Consider the following 25,918-nt stretch of genomic DNA (forward strand, 5'->3'; position numbering starts at 1 on the left):
GGCCATGCGTGCGCTCTGGGTTCTTCCGCTGCTGTTGGCCACATTCTGGCTGTCGGCTTGCGCGAATGGCCCGGCGCCTGCGGCGGAGGCCTCCCCGCGCCTCATGGAGGCCGCCCTGGAAGCCGAAGGTGTCAGCCCGGCCCGGTCCGCGCTCGTCATCTACCGGCTGGAGGATGAAAAGGTGTGGGCCAGTGGTGGCGCCCGCATTCGCGAGCGCTTCACGCCTGCTTCCACCTCGAAAATCCCGCACACCCTGCTTGCCTTTGAAACCGGCGCCGTCTCCGGCCCGGAAGAAGCGTTCGCGTGGGATGGCCAGAAGCGGTTTGTGGAGGGGTGGAATGAAGACCAGGATTTCGCCGCCGCCTTCCGCCGATCGACCGTCTGGATCTACCAGATCGTCGTGCCACGCATCGGGGCTGAGCGCCTGAAGGAAGGCTTCGCTGCCTTCGGCTATGGCAACGCCGATATCGGCGTGCCGGACCAGATCACCCGCTACTGGCTCGAAGGCCCGCTGGCGATCTCAGCGACGGAGCAGGTGGAGTTTCTCTCCCGTCTTGCCCGTCGCACGCTGCCGCTGTCAGCGCGCACCTACGAGCTTGCCGTGCCCATCATGGTCGTCGCCGAGGGCGACGGCTGGACGCTCTATGGCAAGACCGGCTGGAAAAGCGTCGAAGGGCAAACCGATATCGGCTGGTTCGTCGGCTGGCTGGAACAGTCCTCGGGCGAGGTGCCCGGCACCTATGCCTTCGCCCTCAACATGGACATGCCCGGCGGTATGGAAGAGGCGCCTCGCCGCCGCGCCGCGGTGGAGCGGGCGTTGCGCAGCATCGGCGCTCTCCCTGCCGAATAGGGCTCAGGGACGGTAAATCTCCACCAGCGCGCTGGTGTCATTGCCGCTCGCTTTCCGCGCCCCGCCGATAACGTAGATGGCTCCGTCCAGCGTGACCGCGCCCAGGCCATGGCGCGGATGGGGCATCGGCTCGATAGCGGCCCAGTTGTCACGCGCCGGATCATACACCCAGGCCTCCGCATAGACCCCGCCGCCATTGTCGAAAAACTCGCCGCCAAAGGCGTAGAGCTTGCCGCCGGCTGCTGCGGCGGCAAGCCCGCCCTGCGCCTGCGGCATGGGGGCGGCATTGCGCCAGCGGTCCTCGCGCGGATCATAGACCTCGTGCGCGGCGGTATTGCCGCCCGCCACGCTGCGTCCGCCCACGACATGCAGATTGCCGCCGATCTCTGCGCCCGCCGCGCTGTTGCGGGCCGTGGGGCAGGGCGCCGCGCTCTGCCAGCGCCCGCGGGGGCCATCCAGCACGAAATGATGGGTCTGGTCAGTCTGGTCGGCCCAGGCGGCATTGGCCTCTCCGGCGGGGGAGCGTCCGCCCGCCAGATGCAGCAGGCCGGTGCCGCCTGTCAGCATCACCGCCTCGGCGCAGGGTTTGGGCAGGGCGGGCGCTGTCACCCAACGCTCGCCCGCCGCGTCCAGCCACCAGCCGGTGCCCTGGCTTTCCCAGATCCGCTCCGGCGCGGAAGACTGGTATCCGCCAAAGGCGCCCAGTTTCCCGCCAAAGCTCACCAGCTGCGGATGGTGGCGTGCCACGGGCAGGGGCGTTGCCGCCTGCCAGTCCGGCCTATCCGGGCGCCAGACATGGTGCGCCGCCGTTGGGCCCGTAATGCGGCCATCCTCGGCAATAAATCCGCCTGCCAGATGGATCGCGCCATCATGCAGGCAGGGATAAATTTCCTGCACCGGGAAGGGCAATTCATCGCCCTCTGACCAGCTCGCGCGCAGGGCGTTGTTGCCTTTCCCGGCGGCACCTTCAGGCCGGGCGCAGGCTGCGGTTGCCAGCATTGCGCCAAGGCCGAGGCAGGCCTGCCTCCGCGAGAGGCGAAACTTCAATGATTTTGGCATGTTAGGCTCCCTGTGTGGGGCTGTGAAAAAGACCGGAATGCCCGGAAATCACTGTAAATAAAGGCATCTGGACGGTAGCCGCGGGCGGGCCGCGCTGCTAGTCTCAAAACCAGCAGATTTGGCGATTCGGACACCCCTGTCCCGGCCCTTCGCCGCCCTAGTTCAAAAGGCCCCTCCATGAGCGATCCGACAACCCCTCCGGACGAGCCGGAAACCCCGGAAAATGGCGCCGGCGCCCCCCCGCCGCAGGATGGCATCGAGCCGATCTCCATCGAGACCGAGCTGAAATCGGCCTATCTCGACTATGCGATGAGCGTCATCGTCAGCCGCGCCCTTCCGGATGTGCGCGATGGCCTGAAGCCTGTGCACCGCCGTATCCTGTTCGCGATGAATGAGGGCGGCAACACGCCGGACAAGCCCTATTCGAAATCCGCCCGTATCGTCGGCGACGTGATCGGCAAGTACCACCCCCACGGCGACCAGGCCGTCTATGACGCCCTCGTGCGCATGGCGCAGCCTTTCTCGATGGGCGTGCGCCTGGTCGATGGCCAGGGTAACTTCGGCTCGATCGACAACGATCCCCCGGCCGCCATGCGTTACACCGAAAGCCGCATGACCAAGGAGGCGACCTACCTGCTCGATGACATCGAGAAGGACACGGTCGACTTCCAGGACAACTATGACGGCAAGGAAAAAGAGCCCGTCGTCCTGCCGGCGCAGTTCCCGAACCTGCTGGTCAATGGCGGCGGCGGCATCGCGGTCGGCATGGCCACCAACATCCCGCCGCACAATCTCGGCGAGGTGATCGACGCAACGCTGGCCGTCATTAACGATCCGACGATCACTGACGAAGCCCTGTGCGACATCGTTCCGGGGCCGGACTTCCCCACGGGCGCGCTCATCATGGGCATGTCGGGCAGCCGCAAGGCGCTGATGACTGGGCGGGGCAGCGTTATCATCCGCTCCAAGACGGACATCGAGCGCACCAAGACAGGCCGCGAGGCCATCATCGTCACCGAGATTCCCTATCAGGTGAACAAGGCGGCGATGATCACCAAGATTGCCGAACTCGTCCGTGAAAAGAAGATCGAAGGCATCTCCGATCTGCGCGACGAGTCCGACCGGAACGGCATCCGCGTCGTGGTCGAGCTGAAGAAGGATGTCTCCGCAGATGTCGTCCTGAACCAGCTTTACCGCTTCAGCCAGCTGCAAAGCTCGTTCGCGGTCAACATGCTGGCGCTGAACGGTGGCCGTCCGGAGCTGATGAACCTGCGCAAGGTGCTCGATTGCTTCGTCACCTTCCGCGAAGAAGTCATCATCCGCCGCACCAAGCACGACCTTGGCAAGGCGCGCGACCGCGCTCACGTCCTCGTCGGTCTCGCGCTGGCCGTTGCCAACATCGATGAAGTCATTCGCATCATCCGCACATCGCCCGATCCGAACACGGCGCGTGAGCGCCTGCTCGACAAGGCCTGGCCGCAGCAGGACATGGGCCCGCTGATCGACCTGATCGCCGACCGGCGTACGCGCCGCGGCACGGAAGACGGCACGATCTACCTCTCCGACGAGCAGGCCCGCGCCATCCTGAACCTGCCGCTGCATCGTCTCACCGGCCTCGGCCGCGACGAAATCGGCAATGAAGCTAAGGGCTTGGCCGAGAAGATTGCGGATTATCTCGATATTCTCCGCTCGCGCACGCGCATCCTCGGCATCATCAAGGATGAGCTGGGCCATATCAAAGAGAAGTTCGCCGTTCCGCGCCGCTCGCAATTCGTCGAAGGCGGTGTCGACATGGACGATGAAGACCTCATCGAGGTCGAAGACATGGTCGTCACGGTCACCCATGGCGGCTATGTGAAGCGCACGCCGCTATCGACCTACCGTACACAGAACAGGGGCGGCAAGGGCCGCTCCGGCATGTCGATGAAGGATGAGGATTTTGTCGTCCGCGTCTTCTCGGCAACGACGCATACGGAGATCCTGTTCTTCTCCTCGGCCGGCATGGTCTACAAGGAGAAGGTGTGGCGCCTGCCGGTGGGCGGGCCAAATTCGCGCGGCAAGGCGTTGGTCAACATCTTCCCGCTGGCCGCCGACGAGCGTATCGAAAGCGTCATGCCGCTGCCTGACAGTGAAGAGGCTGCCGCGCATCTCGATATCATGTTCGCCACGCGCTCGGGCAATGTCCGGCGCAACCGCCTGGCGGACTTCACGCGCGTCAACCGCGCCGGCAAGATCGCCATGAAGCCGGATGAAGGCGATGGCATCGTCTCGGTCCAGCTTTGTTCGGAGAAGGACGATGTCCTCCTCACCACGGCGCTCGGCCAGGCCATCCGCTTCCCGGTCACCGATGTCCGCGTCTTCGCGGGCCGCGATTCCACCGGTGTGCGCGGCATTCGTCTGGGCGAGGGGGATGAGGTCATCTCCATGGGCATCCTGCGCCATATGGATGTCACGTCCGAAGAGGCGCGCGCCTATCTGAAACATGCCGCGGCCATGCGCCGGGCGGCCACGGGCGAAGAAGAAGAAATCTCCGAGGATGAGGACGAAGCCGTCGCTGAGGCCGCGCTCTCGGCCGAACGGATTGCCGAGCTGGGCGCGGCTGAAGAGTTCATCTTCACCGTCGCCGACGATGGTATGGGCAAGCGGTCTTCGGCTTATGATTACCGCGTCACGGGCCGGGGCGGCAAAGGCCTTGTCGCCCAGAATATCTGGGGCCGCGACAAGAAGGGCGGGCCGGTCAAGAAGGTCGCCCAATCCTTCCCCGTGGGCGATGGCGATGAGGTCATGCTGGTTACCGATGGCGGCCAGCTGATCCGCACGCCGGTCGACCAGATCCGCATTGCGGGCCGCTCCACAGGCGGCGTCTGGGTGCTGCGCACCGGCGATGGTGAGCGGGTTGTCTCTGCGGCGCGGCTTGTCGATGACGGTGAAGGCGCTATGGATAAGCCGGAGGGCTGATTGTCGCGCTGCAGCGGGGGTGGCCTCACCTGATATATAAAAGAGGAGGCGCCCCGTGCATCGTATTGGTCTTTATCCCGGCACTTTCGATCCGCCGACCGCCGGCCATATCGACATTTTCGCCCGCGCGATGAAGCTCGTTGATACGCTGGTTATCGGCGTGGCCATCAACGAGGCCAAGAAGCCGCTTTTCACGCTGGAAGAGCGTGTAGCGATGGTCGAATCCGAGTGCGAGAAGCTCAAAGGCCCCGGCCTGGCAGAGATCAAGGTCATGCCCATGCACGGCCTGCTGATGCATTTTGCCGAAAAGTGTAACGCCAACATCATCGTGCGCGGCCTGCGTGCCGTTCAGGACTTCGAATACGAGTTCCAGATGACGGCGATGAACGAGCAACTGAATCCCAACATTGAAACTGTCTTCCTGATGGCCGATGTTCGCCATCAGGCGGTGGCCTCGCGGCTCGTGAAAGAGATTGCGAGCCTCGGCGGCGACATCACGCCGTTCGTTACGCCGGCAGTTAAAACGGCATTGTTGGAGAAATACGCAAAATGAAGATACGTGGCTTTGCGGCGGCGATTGCTCTGACGAGTCTGATCCTGCCGGCCTGCGCTGAGGCGGTCGATGGTCCCTGGCCATTCGAGGCTCCGGCAGACCCCGCCGCAGACACGGCTGACTGGCGTCCCGTCGATCCAGAGCGCCTGTTCATTTTCGACACGACCAAAGGCCGTATCCTGATTGAGGCTGTGCCGGAAGTTGCGCCCAATCACTACGCGCACTTTGCGGCCATCGTCCGTTCGGGCGATTATGATGGCACGAGCTTCCACCGTGTTATCGACACGTTCATGGCGCAGGGCGGTGATATTTATGCCCTGAAGGGGCGGGAGTCGGGCCAGCCGAATGTGAAGGGCGAGTTCACTTTCCGTCGCGATGTCACCAAGATGCCGCTTGAGGCGGCCATCGGCCCGGAAGACAGCGCCAAGCACGGTTACTATCATGGCGTGCCGGTCCAGACACAGCCTTCCTTCTTCTCGGAAATGTCGGTGGACGGAATGGTCGAAAGCTCCATTCCGCACTGCAAGGGCGTCGTCTCGACGGCGCGCACGGATGATCCGAATTCCGCCAATGGCCAGTTCTTCCTGATGCGCGGGTATTCGCCCCATCTTGATCGCAAATACACCTCCTGGGGCCGGGTTCTCTCCGGGCAGGATGTCGTCATGGCGCTGAAGCATGGTTCGGAATCGGACAATGGATCGGTCAGCGATCCGGACATTCTCACTTCCGCCAAGATCGCTGCCGATCTTCCCGAAGCGGAGCGTCCAAAGGCCTATGTGCTGCGCACAGATACCGATGCGTTCCGCGCAGCGGTCGAGGCGCGCGGCGAGCCCAATATCTGCGATCTTCCGCCAGTGCCGGCGATCATCGTCGAGTAAGCATCGGCGCCTGCCAGGCTCATGGATCTTTCGCCTTACCAGTTCGACCTGCCGGAGGACCTGATTGCACTCAGGCCGGCGGAGCCGCAGGATGCTGCGCGCCTTCTTGTGGTGCATGGCGATGGCCGGCTGGTGGATGCGACCGTCCGTGATCTGCCGGCCTATCTCGCCGCGGGCGATGTGCTCGTCTTCAATGACACGCGGGTGCTGCCCGCCGCGCTCAAGGGTGTTCGCCCAGCGCGTGATGGGGCCAGCCGCGATGTCGATGTGGATGTAAACCTTGTCGAGCGGCAGGATGATTGCGTCTGGCTGGCGCTCGCGCGGCCGGGCAGGCGGCTGAAGGAAGGCGACGAGATCCACTTTGCCGAAGGCTTCTCCGCCACCATCGGCGCGCGGCTTGAGGGCGGGGAAATCCTGCTGAAGTTCAATTGCCAGGGCGATGCGATGATTGCCGCGCTGGATGCGCACGGCGCCATGCCGTTGCCGCCCTATATCGCGCGCCGCCGCCCGGCGGACGCGAAAGACCGGGAAACCTACCAGACCCGCTTTGCCGGGGAGGAAGCCGCCAGTGTCGCCGCGCCCACTGCCGGCCTGCACTTCACCCCGCGCCTGCTGGCGGAGGTCGATGCCGCCGGGCTCAAGCGTGAAACCGTGCGCCTGCATGTCGGCCTCGGCACGTTCAAGCCGCTGGAAGAAAAACACCTCGCGGAAAATCGTCTGCATGAGGAATGGCGCCGGGTTACGCCGGAAGTTGCCGCCCGTCTCAATGCGGCGCGCGCTGCTGGGGCGCGCCTCGTGCCGGTGGGCACCACCGCGATGCGCACGCTGGAAAGCTGCGCCGGGGAAGATGGCCTGCTCCACGCCGCCTCAGGGGCAACGGACATATTCCTGAAACCCGGCGATCCCGTTCGTGCAACCGATGCTCTGATGACGAACTTCCACTTGCCGGGCTCCAGCTTGTTCATGCTTGTCTGTGCCCTGATGGGAACGGACATCATGCGCGCAGCTTATGCCCACGCGATCGCTGAAAAATACCGCTTCTATTCCTACGGCGACGCCTGCCTGCTGCTGCCTTGAGCCTGTGCGGCGCTCTCGTCACCCAAGACGGCCAAAGGCCATCTGAGCGCCCGTTTCCTGAACCATCCTTGTTCGCACAGATCGTTGGGCGTCATCCCGGGATTTGCGACTGCAAATGCCCGGGATCCAGCGCAGGATAGAAAACGTGGGTCCCGGTCTTCGCCTGCGGCGAAACCGGGATGACGGCAATGCGGATATCTTGGACTGAGACGGGGAAAGTAGCGCGAACCGCAAGGCTGGCCTTCAGCCCGCCTTGCGCTTGCCGAAGCCGAAGAGGCCCGCAAAGAACTCGCCCCACCAGCGGCGCCAGCGCCAGGCCCGGCGCAGCTTCGCATTGCGCGGCGCGTCGCCTTCGCCGCGCGGCACCAGAATGTCGTTCATCTTCGGCTGGTAGCGGCGGATCAGGTCTTCCTCGATCCGTGCACGGTCACCGCCGGTGCGCACCACCAGCACATGCCGCTCGGTTGCGCCGCGCTTCCACCAGGCTTCCCACCAGCGCTCATGCCCGTAGAGGCGCGACTTAAAGTTCGTCGCCTTGCCGATATACAGCGGGAACAGGAAGAACGCGAAGCGGCGCACCACGAAGATGTAGATGCCGCCGCCGTCCGGAATGCCCTTGCGCGTCAGCGTGATCTTGAAACGATACGCTTCGCCGCTTTCACCATACCAGGTGTGCCAGCCGAAAAGAAACCAGTTCAGAAGAAACATGCGTTCCGCGTCCCATGAGTGCCCACCCGCCGGGAAACTCATGGGTGCCGGTTAACAGTGTCTTAAAACGGCCTTCACAGGGGCAAAGCTCTGTCGGTGAACCGGGCAGGGGCCGAGCCGGGAAAGCGCTTCGGCATGGGCGGCGGTGCCATATCCCTTATGCCCGGAAAATCCGTAGCCTGGGTATGTATTGCAGAGTGAGGCCATCTGCGCGTCGCGGTGGGTCTTGGCGAGGATCGAGGCGGCGGAGATCGCCGGCTCGGTCAGGTCGCCCTTCACGATGGCGCGCGCGGGCGCCGGCAAATCGCGCGGCAGGGCATTCCCGTCGATCAGGATTGCCGCATGCGGACACGCGCCGGCCTCAAAAATACACGGTTTGACATGGATCGTACGCCAAACGTCCGCGATGGCGCGCTGCATGGCCAGGAATGTCGCCTCGCGGATGTTCAGCCGGTCGATCTCTTCCACGCTCGCGTCTGCCACGCACCAGCCCAGCGCCCGGTCGCGGATCACGGGCGCCAGCAAGTCTCGCTTCTTCTCCGACAGTTTCTTGGAATCGGTCAGCCCCTCGATCGGTCGCGCCGGATCAAGGATCACCGCCGCTGCCGTCACTGGCCCCGCCCAGGGGCCACGGCCTGCCTCATCGACGCCGATGATGAAGGGGGAAATGCTCATTCCCAATCACAACAGGAGTCGCCGGGCCCTGCCAAGATCGCAGCTGTTGACGCCTGCGTGGCGGCGGCCTACGCCCATTGCCATGTGCCGCGCCAAACCCCTGCACCTGCAACAGGTCCGCCCGCAATCGCTGGCGGCGCGCGGCCCCATGCAGGAAGGTCAGGCCGGCTAAGGCCCCCAATCCCCCGCAGAACGTCGCGCCCGCCCGGTTTCCCGAGGCGGGATTTTTCTATTCTGGAACAAGGAGTTGCAGCCCATGTCTTACACATCGGATGAAGAGATAGAGGCCATCGGCCGGGCGGTGCTGGCGCGCACGCTGCCCAAGGCAGAGTGGGCCCATAATGCCCATTTTGCGGCCGCAGTCTGGATGATCGCCCGCCATGGCGCCTCGGCGCTGCGAGAAATGCGCGCGGCGATCTTCGCTTATAATGAAGCAACGGGCACGCCCAACACCGATACGTCGGGCTATCACGAGACCATCACGATCGCCTCCCTCGCTTTGGCGGAGGCGCATATCCGCGCCCATCCCGGCGCGCCGATGTTTGCGCAGGTCAATGGCCTCCTGGCCGGGCCTTGCGGCCAGTCGGGCTGGATACTGGCCTATTGGAGCAGGGAGCGTCTCTTCACCGTAGAGGCCCGGCGCGGTTGGGTGCCGCCAGACCTTCAGCCTTTGCCGGCCTGAGGCCGCTTCGCGCCGGGGAAGGGCTGGCCATCTCCACGGGCCTTGGTCAGCATGGACCGGAAACGTGGAGGAACATGCATGGATCTCGGTCTCAAGGATAAGGTCATCTTCATCGCCGGCGCCAGCCGCGGCATCGGCCATGGCATTGCCAAAAGCCTGCTGGAAGAGGGGGCCAAAGTCGCCCTTACCGCGCGCGGCGCCGAGGCGCTGGACGCCACCCGCAAGGAGTTCGCCGCCACCTATGGCGCGGGCAAGGTCTGGTCCTTCGCGGGCGATCTCACCCAGTCCGACGGCATCAATGGCGCGGTCGAGGCGTGTGAGAAGGAGTTTGGCCCGCTCTCCGGCGCAGTGGCCAATGTCGGCCTCTCGCCCTCGCCGCTGGGGCTCGATGTCAGCGATGAGGAATGGCAGGGCGGGCTCGACCAGAACCTCAACTCCGCCTTCCGCCTCGCGCGCGCTGCCATCCCGCGTATTTCGGCCAATGGCGGGGGCAGTTTCCTGTTCATCTCCTCCATCGCGGGCCTCGCCTCGCTCGGCTCGCCGCTGATCTACGGCGCCACCAAGGCGGCGGTGAACCATCTCTCCACCTCCATCGCGCGTTTCTCGGGGAAAACGAATGTCCGTGTAAACACGATTGCGCCGGGCAATATCATCTTCCCCGGCGGGGATTGGGAGCGCAACGCCACCGGTCCGCGCGCCGAGGCCTGGGCCAAATGGATCAAGCGCGAAGTGCCGCTCAATCGCTTCGGCACGCCGCAGGAAATCGGCGACACGGCCGCCTTCCTCCTGTCGGACCGGGCGAGCTTCATCAACGGCGCCGTCGTCGCCGTCGATGGCGGCCAAACCCGCTGACAATCCCAAAGATCAGGCGCCGGGAATGACAATCTCGGCGCCGGTTTTCACGCGGTCCAGCGCAATCAGGCTGCCATAGCTTTTCACGGTGTCATTGTCGGCAAACAGGCGCCGCGTGATCGCCTCATAGACCACCATGTCCGGCGCCACGACCACCAGCACAAAGCTGATACCGCCGGTCACATAATAGCATTGCTGCACTTCCGGCGCCTGTGCGAACAGGGCTTTCGCCTTGTCCACCGTCTGGCGGCGTTCGTCGACCAGCTGAACCTGCACAATCGAGGTGATCGACATCTGCACGGCCTGCGTGCTGACGATGGCGACATTCTTCTTGATGATGCCCGCATCCTCCATTGCCGCCACCCGCCGCTGCACAGCCGCCGCAGAAAGATTGACCGCTTCGGCAATCGTCCTTTGCGGGGTCTTGTTGTCGCGCTGCAGGATGCGGAGGATCGCGCGATCAAAGCTGTCGAGCGGGCGTTTGCGGGGGGAGGCGGGCGCGCGGGTCATGGGTGAGTAATTGTTGCATTTTTTGGCCTGATCAAGGGCGCAAAGCTCGCGCGCCCAATGATATGCCCCGTCTCGTCCAATTGAAGAGGCCACCGCGTGAGCGCCCACATCGCCGTCCCATCCGTCAGCAACAAGACCTATACCGGCATCGCCTATGGCATGGGGGCAGGCGCCCTCTGGGGCCTGGTCTTCCTCGCGCCGGAACTCACGCGCGCCTTCACGCCGCTACAGCTTACCATCGGTCGCTATATCGCCTTTGGCGTCATTGCCGCTGTGCTCATCGCGCCGCGCTGGCGCGTCCTGCGCGCCGGGCTCAGCGGACGGGACTGGAAGTCCCTCATCTGGCTCGCCCTGTTCGGCAACACGTTTTACTACATCCTCCTGTCAGGCGCCGTGCAGACTGGCGGCATCGCGATGACGTCGCTTGTCGTCGGTTTTCTCCCGGTCGCCGTCACCATCATCGGCAGCCGCGACAAGGGCGCCGTGCCGCTTGCCCGCCTCATGCCGTCTCTGCTGTTCTGCTGCGGGGGCGCTTTGTGCATCGGCTGGCAGGCCATCGCCGCGCCCGCGTCCGGCTCTGCGGGCCAGCCGCTGACCGGCCTGCTGCTCGCCATCGGTGCGCTCGTCAGCTGGACGGCTTATGCCGTCGGCAACAGCCGCTGCCTCGCGCGCCTCCCGCAGGTCACGGTGTATGATTGGAACCTCGCCATCGGCCTGATGACGGGCCTTCAGGCGCTCCTTCTTATTCCGGTGTCGGTCGCCACTGAGCCTCTGGATTATTCGCTTTCGCAATGGAGCCAGTTTGCCACGGTCTCGATTGGCGTCGCCTTTCTGGCCTCGATTGCGGGTAACGGGTTGTGGAACCGGATGAGCCGCCTTCTGCCGCTGACGATGGTCGGCCAGATGATCCTTTTCGAAACCGTCTTTGCCCTGATCTATGGCTTCGTGTGGGAACAGCGTTTGCCGAGCCTGCTGGAAGTGATGGCCTTCGTCATGGTCACCGCCAGCGTCTTCACCTGCATCGCCGCCCACCGCCGCCCGGCCAACGCATAGCCGTCGGAGTCCCGTTGGAGTTTTTTTGGAGTTTTCCGGAAAAAGCTCCAACGGGCCTTCCGCTCGCCCGCGCCCCGTCATCCCGGAATTTGCGCAGCAAATATCCGGGACCCAGAAAGCCCCAAAACACTCCCTCACTGGGTCCCGGGACAAGCGCATTCGCGCTTTCCGGGAAGACGAACCTGGTCTCTCAGCGGCCCAACGCCGAGGAAACCCCGCGCCCTATCCAACACCCAATCCCCATACACGCAACAGATCCCGCCCCGCCTGTCCGGCAGGGCTGCCCATGCTCCATCCTCCGCCTATGGACTACGCCTTTTCCACCCCGCTGCCGGGCCTCAGCCTGCTTCAACGCCTGCTCTGGCCGCTGATCTTTGTGCAGCTGATCGCCCTGCGCGATTGGGTGCGGCAGCACTATGGCCGCGGCGTGCCTTACTGGATCACCATTTCGAAGTTTGGCCGGGTGCGCCTGCGCCGTCTGCCTACGGATTCCACGCTCAGCTTCGCCGCGCCGGCCTCTTATGCGCCGGCCGGCTACGATTATGCCAGCGGCCTGACGCGCGCCTGCCTGGTGGCGGCGCTCCGCGAGGAAGGCCCCGCGTCCGTATTCGTATCTGCGCCCGCGCCGCTCGTGGCTGCCTTGGCAATGCCCCAAACGCAATCGGGGCAGGCCATCACAGCCCGCCCCGACACGTCTTAGCTTTTTCTGCCGTCCCCGGATTACCGGGGAGACGCATTTTGCCGGGCAGCCCAAGGGCTGCGCCGGGCAAAGCTGCTGGCGTCAGCGGATGATGTTCAGCTCTTCCAGTTCGAAGGTCCAGTTATAGGGGGCTGCCACGGTGCCCTTGATGAACAGGAAGTCGCCATCCGTCGTTACCCAGAATTCGTAGGGCGGGTGGTCGTTGCTGGTCATCACGAAGGCGAATTTGTAGCATTCGAACGTGCCGGCGGGCACCGTCACCGTCTCGACGCCGGAATATTGCAGGCTGCTCGTGGTCGTGCGCTGGAAGTCCGGGCCGGTTGCGCCGCGATGGTCGATGGAGCTGAGCAGGTTGTTGTGGAAGGTCTGGATGCCTTCGCCTTTCGAGCGGTCGAACCGCGCGGCCAGCCAGGCATCGCCCGTCAGGTTGTGCGTGCCGAAGCCGCGGATGTTGCGGTCGATCTCGACCTTCTCGCTGATGCGGCCGCGCTCGACCGTGTAGCCTTGGTATTCGGCTTCCGTGTCGGTCCAGCGATACCAGGTGCTGCCATGGAACTTGTTGTCCTTGGTCAGGCGCACGAAGGTGTCGTGGGGATGGAAATCTGCGTCGACCGTGGCCACCACATCGCGCGTCAGCGCCACATCATGCAGCTCGCAATAGGCGCGCATCACGCGGTGGCCGTCGCCATGATGGGTCATGTGGAAGCGCTCGATGCCCCAGTTGCGGTCCGGAAAGTCAGGGTGGCCGTCGATCTGATAGCTGATGACGCCGGAAATCTCGCGGTGCTTGGGGCCAGATGCCATGGGGAAAGCCTCTCTGCAGGGGTTAGGCCCGCGCGCCGCTGTGAAAGCGGGCGCAGGCTTTGATATAACTTTTGCAGACTTTGGTATATCTTTTGAATTTGCGCAAGCGCTCCTTCAGACAACCCTGCCTTTCAGGGAGGCGAGCCACGGGACCAGGGCTTCGTTCACCTCATCCGGGCGCTCCTGCTGGGTCCAGTGCCCACAGCCCGGCAACACCAGCCCGGTCTCCAGATTGGGCACAAACTTCCGCATGCGGCCAATCGGGTCATCCACCATGCCAAAGCCGGAGAAAGCCGGGTCCTTGTCGCCGGCGATGAACAGGGCAGGCTGCTCGATCTTCCGGTCCTTGTATGGCTGAAGGAACTCCCAGTCGCGCGTATGGTTGCGATAGCGGGAAAGGGGGCCGAAGAAGCCCGAGGCTTTGAATTCATTGGTGTAGTAGTCGAGGTCTTCCTCGCTCATCCACGCGCCGATGGTTTCAGGCGGATGCAGGCCGTCCATCAGGGGAAAGTCCGAAGGCTTGCCCACCGGGAAGTCGCCTGCTTTCGCCTCGCCCGAAATGGCGTGGTAGAAGCCTTTGAGAAACCGGCGCGGCTCGGCCTCGAACGCCGCTTCCGCCCCGCCGGGATCGCGGAAATAGGATTGGTAGAAGAATTTGTTCTTGTCGTCCCAGGTCTGCTTGATGATCAGATCAAATGAGACTTGCGGCACACCAAAGTAAGGCACTGACATCGCCGCCACCGCCGCAATCCGGTCCGGGTGGACCAGCGACGTGTTCCACACCTGTGGCGCGCCCCAGTCATGGCCGATCAGGATAAACGGCGCATCGGGCGAAAGCGCTTTGCCGACGCCCAGAATGTCGCCGATCAGCGCTTCCATCCGGTAGTCGGGCACTGCGCCGGGCTTGGACGAGCCACCATAGCCGCGCACATCAATGGCCGCCGCCGTAAAGCCGGCCGCCGCGATCGGCCCCATCTGGTGACGCCAGGAATACCAGCTCTCCGGGAACCCGTGCACCATCAGCGCCAACGGCCCGCTGCCCTCGACCGCCACGCGGATGGTCGCTTCGCCTGCATCGATCATCCGGAATTCCGGCATGGCGATTTCCTCCTGTTCTTTGCCTGCGAAGCTGCGTCAGGCCAAAGCCGGTGGCAAGCATCGCCGCTGCGTCAACTCCGGCCGGGGCGGCGTCCCGGTTTACGCCGGGGCGGGGATTGCGTCGCCAGATTGGCAGACGCAAGCTTCGTGCAAAACAAGAACAACATCGGGAGGATAAGGATATGACAGCGCATCATATCAAACTTGCGCGTGAGGATGATGGCATTGCCGTCCTGACCATAGACCGGCCTGAAAAGCGCGGGGCGATGACATTCGCTATGCTCTACGCCTTCATCGAGAAGGTGCGGGAAGTCACCGCCGATGACGCGGTCCGTGTCCTGATCGTCACCGGCTCCGGCGGCAGCTTCTGCGCGGGAACCGACCTTGCCGATCTCTCCACCAAGCCCGGCGAAACACGCGGCGTTCGCGGCGAGGCGCATGAGAATGATGTCTGGTGGCCGCTCGTTTCCTGCCCGAAGCCGGTGATCGGCGCTATTGATGGGAATGCCGTCGGCATGGGCGCGGAATTCTCCAGCCAGTGCGATGTGCGCATCATTACGCCGCGCACACGCTTCGCCTGGAACTTTGCCCATCGCGGACTGGTGCCCGATACCGGCGCGGGCAGCTGGTTGCTGCCCCGGATTATCGGCCCGAGCCGCGCCCTGCGCCTTCTCTATTCCGGTGCCTTCCTTGAGGCCGACGAAGCCCTCGCCATCGGGTATGCCAACGCCATCGCCGAGCCGGAAGACCTGCTGGACGCCGCGCGCGCCGAAGCGCGGCGGTATCTGGCCTCCTCGCCATTCTCCATCCGCCGGATGAAGGAGCTGGTCTGGAAAGGCCTGGAGCGGGACGTGTCAGACCACATGCAGGCGCATGTGACGGCGCTGTCTGCCTGCTTCAAATCGGCCGATCACAAGGAAGGTGTCGCTTCCTTCCTTGAGAAACGGCCGGCGAAGTTCACCGGCAAATAGCTACGGTCAGCCCATCACGAAGGCGTTGAGCTTGTTGCCGTCAAGGTCGCGGAAATAGCCTGCGTAGAAAGTGTCACCCCGCGGGCCGGGCGGGCCTTCGCAGGTGCCGCCATTGCTGAGAGCCAGGGCATGCAGCCGGTCTACCTGCGCTTTGTCTTTTGCCTGCAGGGCGATCATCACGCCATTGCCAACGCTCATCTTGTTGCCGTCATTGGGATAGCAGATACCGATGCCTGCCGGGCCATCGGGCGTGCCCCAGGCGATGAACGCCTCTGTTGTAAACATGCGCGGCGTGCCGAGCTCTTCGGCAATCGCATCATAGAATTTTGCTGCCCGTTCCAGATCTGTCGTTCCCAGTGTCACATAGCCGATCATGTTTGCCTCCCTCAAATGGTTTTCGAACATAACAAGAACAAAATCCATTGTCGAGAGGCGTATTCGGCAAATTGACGTAGCCGGGGTGATGCGCTTCATTGCGCCGCAAAAGGAGACCCCCATGACGCAGACCAGCCCTTATGCAATTCGTATACAGAATACAGGTGGGCCGGAAGTCCTCGATGTGGAGGCGATTGAGCCGCGCGCGCCCGGCGCGGGCGAAGCGCTGGTACGCCAAACAGCCGTGGGGCTGAACTTCATCGACACCTATCATCGCTCGGGTCTTTATCCGATGAAATTGCCGGCAACGCTCGGCTCTGAAGGCGCGGGCGTCGTGGAGGCTGTGGGCGAAGGCGTCACGCATCTCAAGCCCGGCGACCGTGTCGCCTATCTTGCAGCCGGAACCTACACCACCCATCACACCGGCAACGCTGCATCCATGGTGAAACTGCCGGACTTCGTGAGCGAGGAAGAAGGCGCCGCGTTGATGCTCAAGGGCCTTACGGCCTGGATGCTGCTGTTCGAGATCCGCCCGGTGAAGGCTGGCGATGTTGTTCTGGTTTGGGCCCCGGTTGGCGGCGTTGGTTCTATCCTGACGCCTTGGGCGGCGCATCTTGGTGCCCGTGTAATTGCCGTAACCTCGAGTGACGCTAAAGCGGCGAAGGCAAAGGCACTTGGCGCGTCCGATGTCGTGATCGGTTATGAGGGTGTCGCGGCGAAAGTGCGTGAGCTGACGGGTGGAAAAGGTGTCGACATTGCCTTTGACAGTGTTGGCAAGATCTCTGCGGAAGCCTCGCTTTCCAGCCTGAAGCCGCGTGGCTGGTTTATCACATATGGTAATTCATCCGGCCCGGCTGACCCGATCCCGCCCTCCCGTTTGTCGCAAGGCGGCAGCCTTGTGATGACCCGCCCCGGCGTCTTCAATTTCATTCAGGAGCCTGGCTCGCTGGCGCGCGGCGCTGGTCTGGTATTCGACGCTCTGAAGGCCGGCGTTTTCAAAGCCGACATCGGCCAGCGTTTCGCGCTGAAGGATGTTGCCGAAGCGCATAAAGCGCTGGAGGCCGGCAAGACGACCGGGGCGACCATCCTTACGCCCTGACCTGCGGCCCCCCCCCTCCGGATCGGGGGATTGTTTGCGGGGAGCCGGAAGCGTACCTGATTGCCCATACGTTGGGAGATTTTCGTGCGCTTTCTGGTTCTTGCATTTTCCTTGTTTGTGTTCGTCCTGCGGCCGGCATCTGCGGAGATGCCTGCCGGGGAGCAGGAACTGCGCGCCGCTTTTGCGGACTGGTTTGTGATCCAGATCGTAGACACACGGACGGGCGGCGCTTTGAGCGAAGCGCATCGAAACATGGACGGCACCAACCAGCGAAATGTTCCCGTCGTGTTTGTCGACGCTGGGCATGCCGCTGAGTTTGTGGGGAACCTTCCCGATGCCGACCAACTTGAAGGCCGGCTCGTCAACGCAGCGGATGTCTACCTCGAAAGCAAGTATGATGTCGTGTGGCGTGTTCCGGCGATTGAAGGCGCGGTTATATATTATATCTCCGCGCCAAACGGTGATCCGTTAACAGCAAAGATAAAAGGCGCATTGAAGATACTGGCCTTTGCCGATCTTGCCGATGCGCAGACCTTTAAACGTTCCGGAGAGGAGCGGTTCAGCACGCCGGAAGTGCCTATACAGTTGGATATTCAGCCACTGGTGATCAGCGACATTGCCAACCAGATTGTTTCTGGAAGTTTGAATGACCTGTACGTTCGGCCATCGCCGACGATTGCGCGCTGGGCCGCGCAGCGTGATGCGGGCGCAGTGTTGATGAAGGACTATGAAACAGAGCAGGCCGAAGCACTCAAGACGCTTGGTCGGGCATCTGAATGAAATACGTCCTTATACAAATTAAGTTTGAGTGCGGCGCAGAGCGTCGATGTGCAGCACGCTGCCCGGCCGGCGCGCGCCGCTGATCATGCGGCGCGTAATCCGTTCATAATGCGCGATAAAACGGACAACCCACTCCCGGCGGCCGCCCGGCATGGGCGCGCAGCGGTTTTCCCAAAGGCCCACCTCTTGTTCCAGCCGCCAGTTTAGCACGCGCTCGAAACCATCTGGCACAATGTGAAAAAAGCCGTCTGCTTCATCCCACAGCGCAGCGTAGTCCCCCGCCAGCGCAGCCTCCTGATAGGCGCGCCAGGCACCGGAAGCATCTTCGGTTTCGACCTCATTGATCGGCGCGCTGGTGGACGAGTTCGCATCCGGCAGGGCGCCCATCAGCCACCCTTCGATGACAATCGCGGCGGGGCGGCCTTTGAATGAGGGCCATTCGGCTTCTGGCCGCCTGTCATCGCTCAGCTTGTCAAAAGTTGGGAGGGGCGTTTCTGAAGTGGGCTTGGCCGCGCGCAGGGCTTCTATTGTATCGCGCAACAACGCTAGATCATGCGTGCCCGGAGGGCCGCGCGTGATGAAGAGGGGGCTGATCTCGCGCGCGAGCCGTTCGCGCGCCGGCAGAGGCAGATAAACATCGTCGATGCTTAACCCTGCCACGGGCATAGACAGAGAGCTTAGTGCCGCCTCCAGCGCGGTGGATTTTCCAGATCCCTGCGGACCGGAAAGAAACAGGAGCGGCACATACCCTTTCGGGGCTGTCTCAATTGCGGACCTGATCCATGCAGCAACATGCGGGGCAATCTCGTTGCGGTGCTCGCCCGAGGTCGTCATCGGATCAGTCTGCGACGGGTAGTTCGAGCAACAGGGCGGGGTCAATGTAATAGTCACCGCCCCGGTTGTCCGTATCCGGATTACGCCATTTGACGGCCCAATGCAGGTGTGGCCCTGTGCTGCGGCCTGTATTGCCGGATTTTGCGATCATCGCGCCGCGCTCGACATGATCGCCGGCGGCGACATCCACCTCTGACAGGTGCATGAACACCGAGAGCAGGCCCTGGCCATGATCGAGGAAGATCGTGCCGCCTTCATAATACAGATCTGGATCGGCAAGGGTTACTGTGCCGGCGGCGGGCGCATAGACCGGTGTGCCGACGGGCGTTGCCAGATCAAAGCCCTGGTGGACTGACATAGACTCGCAGGGCTGGCCGTTGGTTTTGGAGACGCCGATATATTGGCGCGTAGGCCCGAACGGGGATGATGGGCGGGCGTCTGCTGGCAGGATGAACCCGTCTAACGCGCCCCGGCCGGGATAGAACAGGCTGAAGCCCGTTTGCTTTTTTTCCCAGCTATCGGCGGCGTGGGCTTTCTGGGCCGGTGTGCGCGCGTCGACCTTGTCGCAGTCAAAGCCGGGTACGACGCGCAGCTCGTCATTTCTGGGCGCAATCGTCAGCGTTGTGGTGACGTTGCCGCGAAGAATGTCGATCTCCTCCGGCATCGTGCGGGGCAGGCCGTATTGCACGGTGCCAGAGGCGCCCGCGATGAGGCGCATCTCACCAAGTTCGACCAGGCTGCCGGGCATTGCAGGACAGATGATCAGGCCGCCCTGCTTCAGCGCGCCGTAACAATCGGCCAACTCAGGCGCCTCAATGCTGGTTTCGGGAGCTGCATCGATTTCGGGACCGGCAACCGGGTCGGCAGGTGCCTCGGCATCAGGCTCGACAGGCATGGGCGCCGGCTCTGCCGGGCTGGTTGCCACTGTGCAGGCCACAAGGAACAGGAAGCTGAGGAATAGCGGTGTGGAAAAGCAGCCCGCCGCGCCGCGCATCAACGCTTCGGCGCGAGCCGCTGGGAAGCCGCTTCCGCGTCCCAGTAGGCTTCCTGAAGATCGACGCTCCAATAGCGCAGGGCGCCCAGCGGGATTTTCCGCCCGGTGACTGCGCAAGTCACGTAACTCCCAGCAGAGACCTGCTCAAAGTCGTTGTCGCCATAGATAAGGCGGGCTTCGCCGCCGTCGGTTCCGGGTCTTGTAAGCATCCGCCCATCTTGCCCCAAAAAGCATTTCAGGGAAAGCCGCCCTGTTCATGAGTTTCCGCTTTGTTCTCGAGAACAAATGTGGTACATGCGCTCCAGAGATGGCAATAGGGGGCCTTGCCAAACCGGCCCTCATGGTAGACCAAAGGAGGTGACTCGTGACCAAACCCGTTCTCACTATTGTGGACAAGGAATCCGGCGTGGATAAGCAAAAAGCCCTTGAAACAGCGCTCGGCAACATTGAGCGGTCCTTCGGCAAGGGCTCGGTCATGCGCCTGGGCGACAAGAAGACCATGGACATCGAGGCGGTTTCGACCGGCTCGCTGGGGCTCGACATTGCGCTCGGCATTGGCGGTCTGCCGAAAGGGCGGATTATCGAGATTTTCGGGCCGGAAAGCTCGGGCAAGACCACGCTGTCGCTGCATTGCGTTGCAGAGGCACAGAAGAATGGGGGTGTCTGTGCCTTCATCGACGCGGAACACGCGCTGGACCCGGTTTATGCTGCCAAGCTGGGCGTGGATCTGGATGATCTTCTGGTGTCGCAGCCCGATACGGGCGAGCAGGCGCTGGAGATTGCCGACACGCTGGTCCGTTCCGGTGCTGTGGATCTTCTGATCATCGACTCGGTGGCGGCGCTGACGCCGCGCGCGGAAATCGAGGGTGAGATGGGTGACCAGCTTCCCGGCCTTCAGGCGCGTCTGATGAGCCAGGCGCTGCGCAAGCTGACCGGCTCGATCTCCAAGTCGAAATGCATGGTGATCTTCATCAACCAGATCCGCATGAAGATCGGTGTCATGTTCGGCAACCCGGAGACGACAACGGGCGGTAACGCCTTGAAATTCTACTCTTCTGTGCGCCTCGACATCCGCCGCATCGGCCAGATCAAGGACCGTGACGAGGTGATCGGCAACCAGACGCGCGTGAAGGTTGTGAAGAACAAGGTCGCCCCGCCGTTCCGGCAGGTGGAATTCGACATTCTTTACGGCGAAGGCATTTCCAAGACGGGCGAACTGCTTGATCTTGGCGTGAAGGCAAATGTCGTCGAGAAATCGGGCTCCTGGTTCTCCTATAATGGGGAACGCATCGGTCAGGGCCGCGAGAAAGCGCGGCAATTCCTGAAAGATAATCCGGCGATTGCGAACGAAATCGAAGATGCGGTTCGCCGGAACGCTGGTCTTCTGGCTGAGGAACTCCTCTCGGCCGGTATGGAAGCTGACGACGGCGACGATGCCGAAGCCGCCGAAGGCTGACATAAGAGGCTTCCGGTCTTTAATCTGATCTCCTGACCGGAAGATTCCCCCCTTTGCGGTACGCCTGAGCTTGGCGGGCCGCAAAGGGGCCTTTATATCGCCGGTGTAATCTTGTGCCGGTTTCCTGTCTGATTCCGGCATATTCTGTTTGATGAACCGGCAGGGGCCAGAAGAGACATATGAACGGCGTCAATGATATCCGGGAAACTTTCCTCGGCTTTTTCGAGAAAAACGGGCATGCTCGGCGCGCTTCTGCGCCTCTGGTGCCGCAGAATGATCCCACGCTCCTGTTCGTGAATGCGGGCATGGTGCCCTTCAAGAACATCTTCACGGGCGCCGAGAAACCGTTTTCGCCGCGCGCGACCACCTCGCAGAAATGCGTGCGTGCCGGCGGCAAGCACAACGACCTCGATAATGTCGGCTACACCGCCCGCCACCACACCTTCTTTGAGATGCTGGGGAACTTCTCCTTCGGCGACTATTTCAAGGATGATGCGATCCGTCTCGCCTGGGAATTGGTGACGAAGGAATACGGGCTCGATGCCAAGCGCCTTCTGGTCACGGTCTATGCTGAAGACGATGACGCCGCTGCCATCTGGAAGAAGGTCGCCGGGTTCGACGATTCGAAGATTATCCGCATCGCCTCAAGCGACAATTTCTGGTCGATGGGTGATACAGGCCCCTGTGGCCCCTGCTCGGAAATCTTCTTCGACCATGGCGACAAGGTCTGGGGCGGTCCCCCAGGCAGCGCCGATCAGGATGGCGACCGGTTTATTGAAATCTGGAACCTCGTCTTCATGCAGTTCGAGCAGCATGAAGGCGGCAAGCGCACAAATCTTCCCAAGCCGTCGATCGACACAGGCATGGGCCTTGAGCGGATTGCCGCTGTGCTTCAGGGCGTTCACAACAATTACGACATCGACCTGTTCCGTGCGCTGATCGATGCCGAGCAGGAGGTTTATGGCCAGAAGGCTGACGGCGACAAGACCGCCTCCTTCCGCGTGATTGCCGACCACCTGCGCACGTCTGCCTTCTTGGTGGCTGATGGCGTGCTGCCGTCGAATGAAGGGCGCGGCTATGTGCTCCGCCGCATCATGCGCCGCGCCATGCGTCATGGTCACATGCTGGGCGCGCGCGAGCCGCTGATGCACAAGCTTGTGCCTGCGCTGGTCGCTGAGATGGGCAAGGCCTACCCCGAGCTTGGCCGCGCGCAGGTCGCCATTGAAGCAGCAATCGAGCAGGAAGAAGCCCGCTTCCAGCGCACGCTGGGCAATGGTCTCAGCCTTCTCGACAAGGCCGTTTCGGAACTGGCGCCGGGCGAGGCGCTGCCGGGCGATGTCGCGTTCCGCCTGTCGGACACTTATGGTTTCCCGCTCGACCTGACGCAGGATATTTTGCGTGGGCGCGATCTGGAAGTGGACGTGGCAGGCTTTGAAACTGCGCTTGAGGCCCAGCGTGAAACGAGCCGCGCAGGTGGTTTTTCCTCAGGCGATCAGGCAACGGAAGAAATCTGGTTCGATGTGCGCGACAATAAAGGCGCCACGAAGTTCACCGGCTATGCCGGCACAGCTGGCGAGGGCAAACTCGTTGCCATCGCGGCCGGTGGCCACCTGACCGACGCGCTGGAGGCCGGCGCAGCGGAACTCGTGTTCGACACGACACCCTTCTATGCCGAATCCGGCGGCCAGGCCGGCGACCATGGCGAAATCGTCTTCGAAGGCGGCGCGCGTTTCATCGTGCGCGACGTTCAGAAACGTGCGGGCGACCTGCATGTCCATGTCGGTGAGCTTGTCTCCGGCACGGTCAAGGTCGGCGCGAAAGCGCAGATGAATGTCAACGCCGCGCGCCGTAAGGCCGTGATGGCAAACCATTCGGCGACCCACCTCATGCACGCCGCCCTGCGCAAGGTGCTGGGCGAGCATGTCACGCAGAAAGGCTCCCTCGTTGAGGCAGACCGCCTGCGTTTCGACTTCTCGCATGGCGCCCCGGTTACGGCCGCGCAACTCGAAGCAATCGAGGACGAGGTCAACGCCCAGATCCGCGCCAATATCGAAACCGGCACCAAGGTGACGAGCCCTGAAAAGGCCATCGAGGCGGGCGCGCTGGCGCTGTTCGGCGAGAAATATGGTGATGAGGTCCGTGTGCTGTCGATGGGTGTTCCCGGGGATGGTGGCCGGCCTTACTCGGTGGAGCTTTGCGGCGGAACGCACGTTTCGCGCACGGGCGACATCGCCGTATTCGCGATTCTCTCCGAAGGTGGCGTATCGGCTGGCATTCGCCGGATCGAGGCGACCACCGGCGCCGAGGCGTTGTCCTATCTCAAAGGCCGCGCGCAGATCGCTGCCGATGTCGCAGAGAGCCTCAAGGTTCCGCTCAAAGACCTGCCACGCCGCGTTGCGGCGCTGACGGAAGAGCGCCGCAACCTCGAGCGCGAGCTCAGCGAGACCAAGCGCAAACTGGCCATGGGCGGTGGCGGCGGTGCGCCGGCTGGCCCGGAAGTGATCAATGGCGTGAACCTGATTGCCCGCGTCGCCGATGGCGTCGGCGGCAAGGAGTTGCGCGCGCTGGTCGATGAGGCGAAAGCCAAGATCGGTTCCGGTGTCGTTATTTTTGTCGGCACAGATGGCGGCAAGGCTGGCGTGGCAGTTGGCGTCACCAAAGACCTTACGGAGAAGTTCTCCGCCGTGGAGCTGGTGAAAGTCGCGGCGGCTGCAGTCGGCGGCCAGGGGGGCGGCGGCCGCCCGGACATGGCGCAGGCCGGTGGCCCGGATGTCGACAAGGCAGAAGATGCGCTGGAAGCTGTCCGCGCGGCGCTGAAAGGCTGATCCGCCAGGCGCAGTCCAGGAAGATTAAGGAAGGCGGCAGGGCAAACCTGCCGCCTTTTCTTTTTCCCGGCTCTTGAAGTCGACTCGAAACGTAATAAATGAAGTTACATGAAGAGAGATAGCCGCCTTTCCAGTGTTCTCCACGCCTTGCTGCATATGGCCGAGCAGGAGCGGGCCATGACATCTGATGAACTTGCGCTCTGTATGCGTACCAATCCCGTCGTTGTTCGACGAACGATGGGTCTGTTGCGGGAAGCGGGCCTTGTCAGTTCGGAACGCGGCCATTCCGGTGGCTGGCGGATCGAGGCGGACCTGGCGAGTGTCACCTTGCGCCAATTGCATGAAGCGCTGGGCGAGCCGACGGTCTTCGCCATTGGAAACCGGCATGAAACGCCTGAATGCCTCGTAGAACAATCCGTCAACGCCGTTCTCGATGAGGCATTTGCTGAAGCTGAAGCGCTACTTCTGGAGCGCTTCGCGTCGGTGACGCTCTCTGATCTCTCCGCCGAATTTTCCCGGCGGCACCAGGATATCAAACTCCGAAAAGGATAATTCGATGCGCCATGACGTGATCGTCATAGGGGGCAGCTATGCGGGAATGGCCGCTGCCCTCCAGCTGCTGCGTGCCCGCCGCACTGTTCTCATTATTGATGCGGGCCAGCGCCGAAACCGGTTTGCCAAGTCTTCCCACGGATTTCTTGGACAGGATGGCGCAGACCCCGCCGGGATTGCTGCGGCCGCACGCAAACAGCTTGAAGCTTATGGAACCCTGCATTGGATTGATGACCTCGCATTGGAGGCGCGTCGTCTGGAAGCCGGGGATGGGTTTTCTATCCGCTGCTGGAATGGCGGCATTCATGAGGGCGCGCGCGTTCTGTTCGCCACGGGCGTGAGTGATCAGCTCCCGGACATTGAGGGCCTTGCCGAGCGTTGGGGGCAGCATGTCTTTCATTGCCCCTATTGTCATGGATATGAGCTCGATCAGGGACGGATCGGCGTCATCGCGACCGGTGCCATGTCACTGCATCAGGCCGAACTGCTGACGGAATGGGGCGAGGTCACACTGTTTTTGAACGAGGCTATCCTGCCGGACGTCGCTGCCATGGAGACGCTTGCAGCACGCGGCGTTGCCGTTGAGGCGCGCCCGATCCTGCGCATCGAAGGAGACGCCGATGTGCTTCTGGAAAATGGGCGGCGCCTGAGCTTTGCTGGCCTCTTTACGGCGGCGCGTAATGCGCCGTCTACGGGCATTGCTGAAAGCCTTGGCTGTGAGCTGGAGGAAACGCCCTTCGGAATGCAGATCCGCAGGAACGCCACTCATGAGACAACGATTGGCGGCGCCTTTGCGTGCGGGGATGTTGCCCATGTGCCGCATTCTGTCTCCCTTGCGGTTGGCGATGGAGCGCTCACCGGCGCGATGCTACATCGCTCGCTGGTGTTTTGACGCTGGAAGACCCTGCCGAGCTTCTCGTGGATTTTCTAGGGGATAGGTGCGTGCCGCAGCGGCCTGCCGATGGTCGGAGTGAGAGGATTCGAACCTCCGGCCCCTAGCTCCCGAAGCTAGTGCTCTACCAGGCTGAGCTACACTCCGCCGTCCATCGTCAGGCGCCCTTGGGCGACCCGAAGCCCGCGTGTTTACGCACAGCGGGGGATTTTTCAAGGGGCAAAAGCGGTTGTCGCGCCGCATTCCCTCGCACGGCGTCAAAAGCCTGCCTTTTCAGGCGGGTTACAGCTCCGAGACGTCGACGACCTTGTAGGTCAGGGGCTGCTCGCCGTGAAATTCGACGGTCACATACTCCCCTTCCCGGAAAACATGGTCGCCGAGACGGTAGACGTTTTCGTCATCGCCTTCTTCTTCCTCGTCATAGCGGAAGAACCAGCGATTGCCGCGATGCGTCAGCCAGCCATCGGCGCGTTCAGCCGGGTCCGGGTGCAGGCGGTAGACGCGGCAATCGGCGCGGTTCGCGCGCCAGGCGTCCAAATCCAAGCGTCCTTCCGCCGTCAGCGGTGCGATAATGGTGTAGCCTTGGCCAGCGACGACTTCGGCGCCGGGATTGAGGGCAGGTTGAAGCGAAATGCGTTTCAGAGACATGTCTGAACCTCAGCAGCTGGGTTGTGATTTCGGGA

Annotated in this window: 27 protein-coding genes and 1 tRNA gene; 16 read left to right on the forward strand and 12 right to left on the reverse strand. The window is 62.7% G+C overall.

The features are described 5' to 3' along the window. Window positions 1-4: 4 nt before the first annotated feature. Entirely contained in the window at window positions 5-850 is an 846-nt protein-coding gene (gene blaOXA, locus K1X12_RS07835; RefSeq protein WP_220987053.1) for an OXA-1090 family carbapenem-hydrolyzing class D beta-lactamase, read from the forward strand. Window positions 851-853: 3 nt separating this feature from the next. Here blaOXA and K1X12_RS07840 read toward each other — a convergent pair whose 3' ends face one another. Next, window positions 854-1,909: a Kelch repeat-containing protein gene (locus K1X12_RS07840; RefSeq protein ID WP_220987054.1), complete on the reverse strand. Its 1,056-nt coding sequence runs from the start codon at window positions 1,907-1,909 to the stop codon at window positions 854-856. Between the two features lie 177 nt (window positions 1,910-2,086). Here K1X12_RS07840 and gyrA point away from each other — a divergent pair, with 177 nt between their 5' ends. From gyrA to queA, 4 genes are read left to right on the forward strand one after another with little or no spacing between them, the layout of a single operon-like run. Continuing rightward, window positions 2,087-4,867 carry a DNA gyrase subunit A gene (gene gyrA / locus K1X12_RS07845; RefSeq protein ID WP_220987055.1) on the forward strand — a complete coding sequence of 927 codons (2,781 nt, stop codon included), beginning with the start codon at window positions 2,087-2,089 and terminating at the stop codon, window positions 4,865-4,867. Between the two features lie 55 nt (window positions 4,868-4,922). Beyond that, a complete protein-coding gene (gene coaD, locus K1X12_RS07850; protein WP_220987056.1) occupies window positions 4,923-5,420 on the forward strand; it encodes a pantetheine-phosphate adenylyltransferase in 498 nt (165 codons plus the stop codon). Then, window positions 5,417-6,298 carry a peptidylprolyl isomerase gene (locus K1X12_RS07855; protein ID WP_220987057.1) on the forward strand — a complete coding sequence of 294 codons (882 nt, stop codon included), beginning with the start codon at window positions 5,417-5,419 and terminating at the stop codon, window positions 6,296-6,298. Before coaD ends, K1X12_RS07855 begins: the two co-directional genes overlap by 4 nt. Window positions 6,299-6,319: 21 nt before the next feature. Further along, window positions 6,320-7,375 carry a tRNA preQ1(34) S-adenosylmethionine ribosyltransferase-isomerase QueA gene (gene queA, locus K1X12_RS07860; RefSeq protein WP_220987058.1) on the forward strand — a complete coding sequence of 352 codons (1,056 nt, stop codon included), beginning with the start codon at window positions 6,320-6,322 and terminating at the stop codon, window positions 7,373-7,375. A 243-nt stretch (window positions 7,376-7,618) separates the two neighbouring features. On the opposite strand, the gene K1X12_RS07865 is transcribed toward queA, so the two are convergent. Together K1X12_RS07865 and rnhB are read right to left on the reverse strand one after the other, a co-directional pair. Then, window positions 7,619-8,083: a GIY-YIG nuclease family protein gene (locus tag K1X12_RS07865; RefSeq protein WP_220987059.1), complete on the reverse strand. Its 465-nt coding sequence runs from the start codon at window positions 8,081-8,083 to the stop codon at window positions 7,619-7,621. A 51-nt stretch (window positions 8,084-8,134) separates the two neighbouring features. Then, on the reverse strand, window positions 8,135-8,758 hold the full coding sequence (gene rnhB, locus K1X12_RS07870) for a ribonuclease HII (RefSeq protein ID WP_220987060.1): 624 nt from the start codon (window positions 8,756-8,758) through the stop codon (window positions 8,135-8,137). A 256-nt stretch (window positions 8,759-9,014) separates the two neighbouring features. Between rnhB and K1X12_RS07875 the strand changes: the two genes are divergently transcribed. Further along, window positions 9,015-9,440, forward strand: a complete 426-nt coding sequence (locus K1X12_RS07875) for a hypothetical protein (protein WP_220987061.1) — start codon at window positions 9,015-9,017, stop codon at window positions 9,438-9,440. A gap of 78 nt (window positions 9,441-9,518) precedes the next feature. Continuing rightward, on the forward strand, window positions 9,519-10,292 hold the full coding sequence (locus K1X12_RS07880; protein WP_220987062.1) for an SDR family NAD(P)-dependent oxidoreductase: 774 nt from the start codon (window positions 9,519-9,521) through the stop codon (window positions 10,290-10,292). A 12-nt stretch (window positions 10,293-10,304) separates the two neighbouring features. Here the strand turns inward: K1X12_RS07880 and K1X12_RS07885 are convergent, their stop codons facing one another. After that, window positions 10,305-10,802: an Lrp/AsnC family transcriptional regulator gene (locus K1X12_RS07885; RefSeq protein ID WP_220987063.1), complete on the reverse strand. Its 498-nt coding sequence runs from the start codon at window positions 10,800-10,802 to the stop codon at window positions 10,305-10,307. Between the two features lie 96 nt (window positions 10,803-10,898). Between K1X12_RS07885 and K1X12_RS17185 the strand changes: the two genes are divergently transcribed. Together K1X12_RS17185 and K1X12_RS07895 are read left to right on the forward strand one after the other, a co-directional pair. After that, window positions 10,899-11,855 (forward strand): DMT family transporter, encoded by a 957-nt coding sequence (locus K1X12_RS17185; RefSeq protein WP_220987064.1) that lies wholly within the window; start codon window positions 10,899-10,901, stop codon window positions 11,853-11,855. A gap of 286 nt (window positions 11,856-12,141) precedes the next feature. After that, entirely contained in the window at window positions 12,142-12,555 is a 414-nt protein-coding gene (locus K1X12_RS07895) for a hypothetical protein (RefSeq protein ID WP_220987065.1), read from the forward strand. A gap of 81 nt (window positions 12,556-12,636) precedes the next feature. Here K1X12_RS07895 and K1X12_RS07900 read toward each other — a convergent pair whose 3' ends face one another. Together K1X12_RS07900 and K1X12_RS07905 are read right to left on the reverse strand one after the other, a co-directional pair. Continuing rightward, the gene (locus tag K1X12_RS07900) at window positions 12,637-13,359 is read right to left on the reverse strand and encodes a DUF3108 domain-containing protein (RefSeq protein ID WP_220987066.1); all 723 of its coding nucleotides are present in this window, start codon (window positions 13,357-13,359) and stop codon (window positions 12,637-12,639) included. 114 nt (window positions 13,360-13,473) lie between these two features. Continuing rightward, window positions 13,474-14,457, reverse strand: a complete 984-nt coding sequence (locus K1X12_RS07905; RefSeq protein WP_220987067.1) for an alpha/beta fold hydrolase — start codon at window positions 14,455-14,457, stop codon at window positions 13,474-13,476. A gap of 182 nt (window positions 14,458-14,639) precedes the next feature. On the opposite strand from K1X12_RS07905, the gene K1X12_RS07910 reads away from it, so the two are divergent. Then, window positions 14,640-15,428 carry an enoyl-CoA hydratase/isomerase family protein gene (locus tag K1X12_RS07910; RefSeq protein WP_220987068.1) on the forward strand — a complete coding sequence of 263 codons (789 nt, stop codon included), beginning with the start codon at window positions 14,640-14,642 and terminating at the stop codon, window positions 15,426-15,428. Between the two features lie 6 nt (window positions 15,429-15,434). Here the strand turns inward: K1X12_RS07910 and K1X12_RS07915 are convergent, their stop codons facing one another. Further along, complete coding sequence (locus K1X12_RS07915) at window positions 15,435-15,803, reverse strand: VOC family protein (protein ID WP_220987069.1); 369 nt, start codon at window positions 15,801-15,803, stop codon at window positions 15,435-15,437. A gap of 121 nt (window positions 15,804-15,924) precedes the next feature. Here K1X12_RS07915 and K1X12_RS07920 point away from each other — a divergent pair, with 121 nt between their 5' ends. Together K1X12_RS07920 and K1X12_RS07925 are read left to right on the forward strand one after the other, a co-directional pair. After that, window positions 15,925-16,902: a quinone oxidoreductase family protein gene (locus K1X12_RS07920; protein WP_220987070.1), complete on the forward strand. Its 978-nt coding sequence runs from the start codon at window positions 15,925-15,927 to the stop codon at window positions 16,900-16,902. An 84-nt stretch (window positions 16,903-16,986) separates the two neighbouring features. Further along, complete coding sequence (locus tag K1X12_RS07925; RefSeq protein WP_220987071.1) at window positions 16,987-17,682, forward strand: hypothetical protein; 696 nt, start codon at window positions 16,987-16,989, stop codon at window positions 17,680-17,682. An 18-nt stretch (window positions 17,683-17,700) separates the two neighbouring features. Here the strand turns inward: K1X12_RS07925 and K1X12_RS07930 are convergent, their stop codons facing one another. From K1X12_RS07930 to K1X12_RS07940, 3 genes are read right to left on the reverse strand one after another with little or no spacing between them, the layout of a single operon-like run. Continuing rightward, window positions 17,701-18,516: a hypothetical protein gene (locus K1X12_RS07930; RefSeq protein WP_220987072.1), complete on the reverse strand. Its 816-nt coding sequence runs from the start codon at window positions 18,514-18,516 to the stop codon at window positions 17,701-17,703. 4 nt (window positions 18,517-18,520) lie between these two features. After that, on the reverse strand, window positions 18,521-19,510 hold the full coding sequence (locus K1X12_RS07935; RefSeq protein WP_220987073.1) for a M23 family metallopeptidase: 990 nt from the start codon (window positions 19,508-19,510) through the stop codon (window positions 18,521-18,523). Next, entirely contained in the window at window positions 19,510-19,719 is a 210-nt protein-coding gene (locus K1X12_RS07940; protein ID WP_220987074.1) for a DUF2093 domain-containing protein, read from the reverse strand. The genes K1X12_RS07935 and K1X12_RS07940 overlap by 1 nt, the downstream gene beginning before the upstream one ends. 155 nt (window positions 19,720-19,874) lie before the next feature. Between K1X12_RS07940 and recA the strand changes: the two genes are divergently transcribed. From recA to K1X12_RS07960, 4 genes are all read left to right on the forward strand, one after another. Continuing rightward, a complete protein-coding gene (gene recA / locus K1X12_RS07945; protein WP_220987075.1) occupies window positions 19,875-20,966 on the forward strand; it encodes a recombinase RecA in 1,092 nt (363 codons plus the stop codon). Window positions 20,967-21,145: 179 nt separating this feature from the next. Next, the gene (gene alaS / locus K1X12_RS07950; protein WP_220987076.1) at window positions 21,146-23,791 is read left to right on the forward strand and encodes an alanine--tRNA ligase; all 2,646 of its coding nucleotides are present in this window, start codon (window positions 21,146-21,148) and stop codon (window positions 23,789-23,791) included. Between the two features lie 108 nt (window positions 23,792-23,899). Next, window positions 23,900-24,343: an Rrf2 family transcriptional regulator gene (locus K1X12_RS07955; protein WP_220987077.1), complete on the forward strand. Its 444-nt coding sequence runs from the start codon at window positions 23,900-23,902 to the stop codon at window positions 24,341-24,343. A gap of 4 nt (window positions 24,344-24,347) precedes the next feature. Further along, window positions 24,348-25,235, forward strand: coding sequence for an NAD(P)/FAD-dependent oxidoreductase (locus K1X12_RS07960; protein ID WP_220987078.1), 888 nt, complete (start codon window positions 24,348-24,350; stop codon window positions 25,233-25,235). A gap of 70 nt (window positions 25,236-25,305) precedes the next feature. On the opposite strand, the gene K1X12_RS07965 is transcribed toward K1X12_RS07960, so the two are convergent. Beyond that, window positions 25,306-25,382, reverse strand: a tRNA-Pro gene (locus tag K1X12_RS07965). Window positions 25,383-25,517: 135 nt separating this feature from the next. Beyond that, the gene (locus tag K1X12_RS07970; RefSeq protein WP_220987079.1) at window positions 25,518-25,883 is read right to left on the reverse strand and encodes a hypothetical protein; all 366 of its coding nucleotides are present in this window, start codon (window positions 25,881-25,883) and stop codon (window positions 25,518-25,520) included. Window positions 25,884-25,918 lie beyond the last annotated feature (35 nt).

Origin of the sequence: Hyphomonas sediminis, assembly GCF_019679475.1 — a bacterium.
Taxonomy (GTDB): Bacteria; Pseudomonadota; Alphaproteobacteria; order Caulobacterales; family Hyphomonadaceae; genus Hyphomonas; species Hyphomonas sediminis.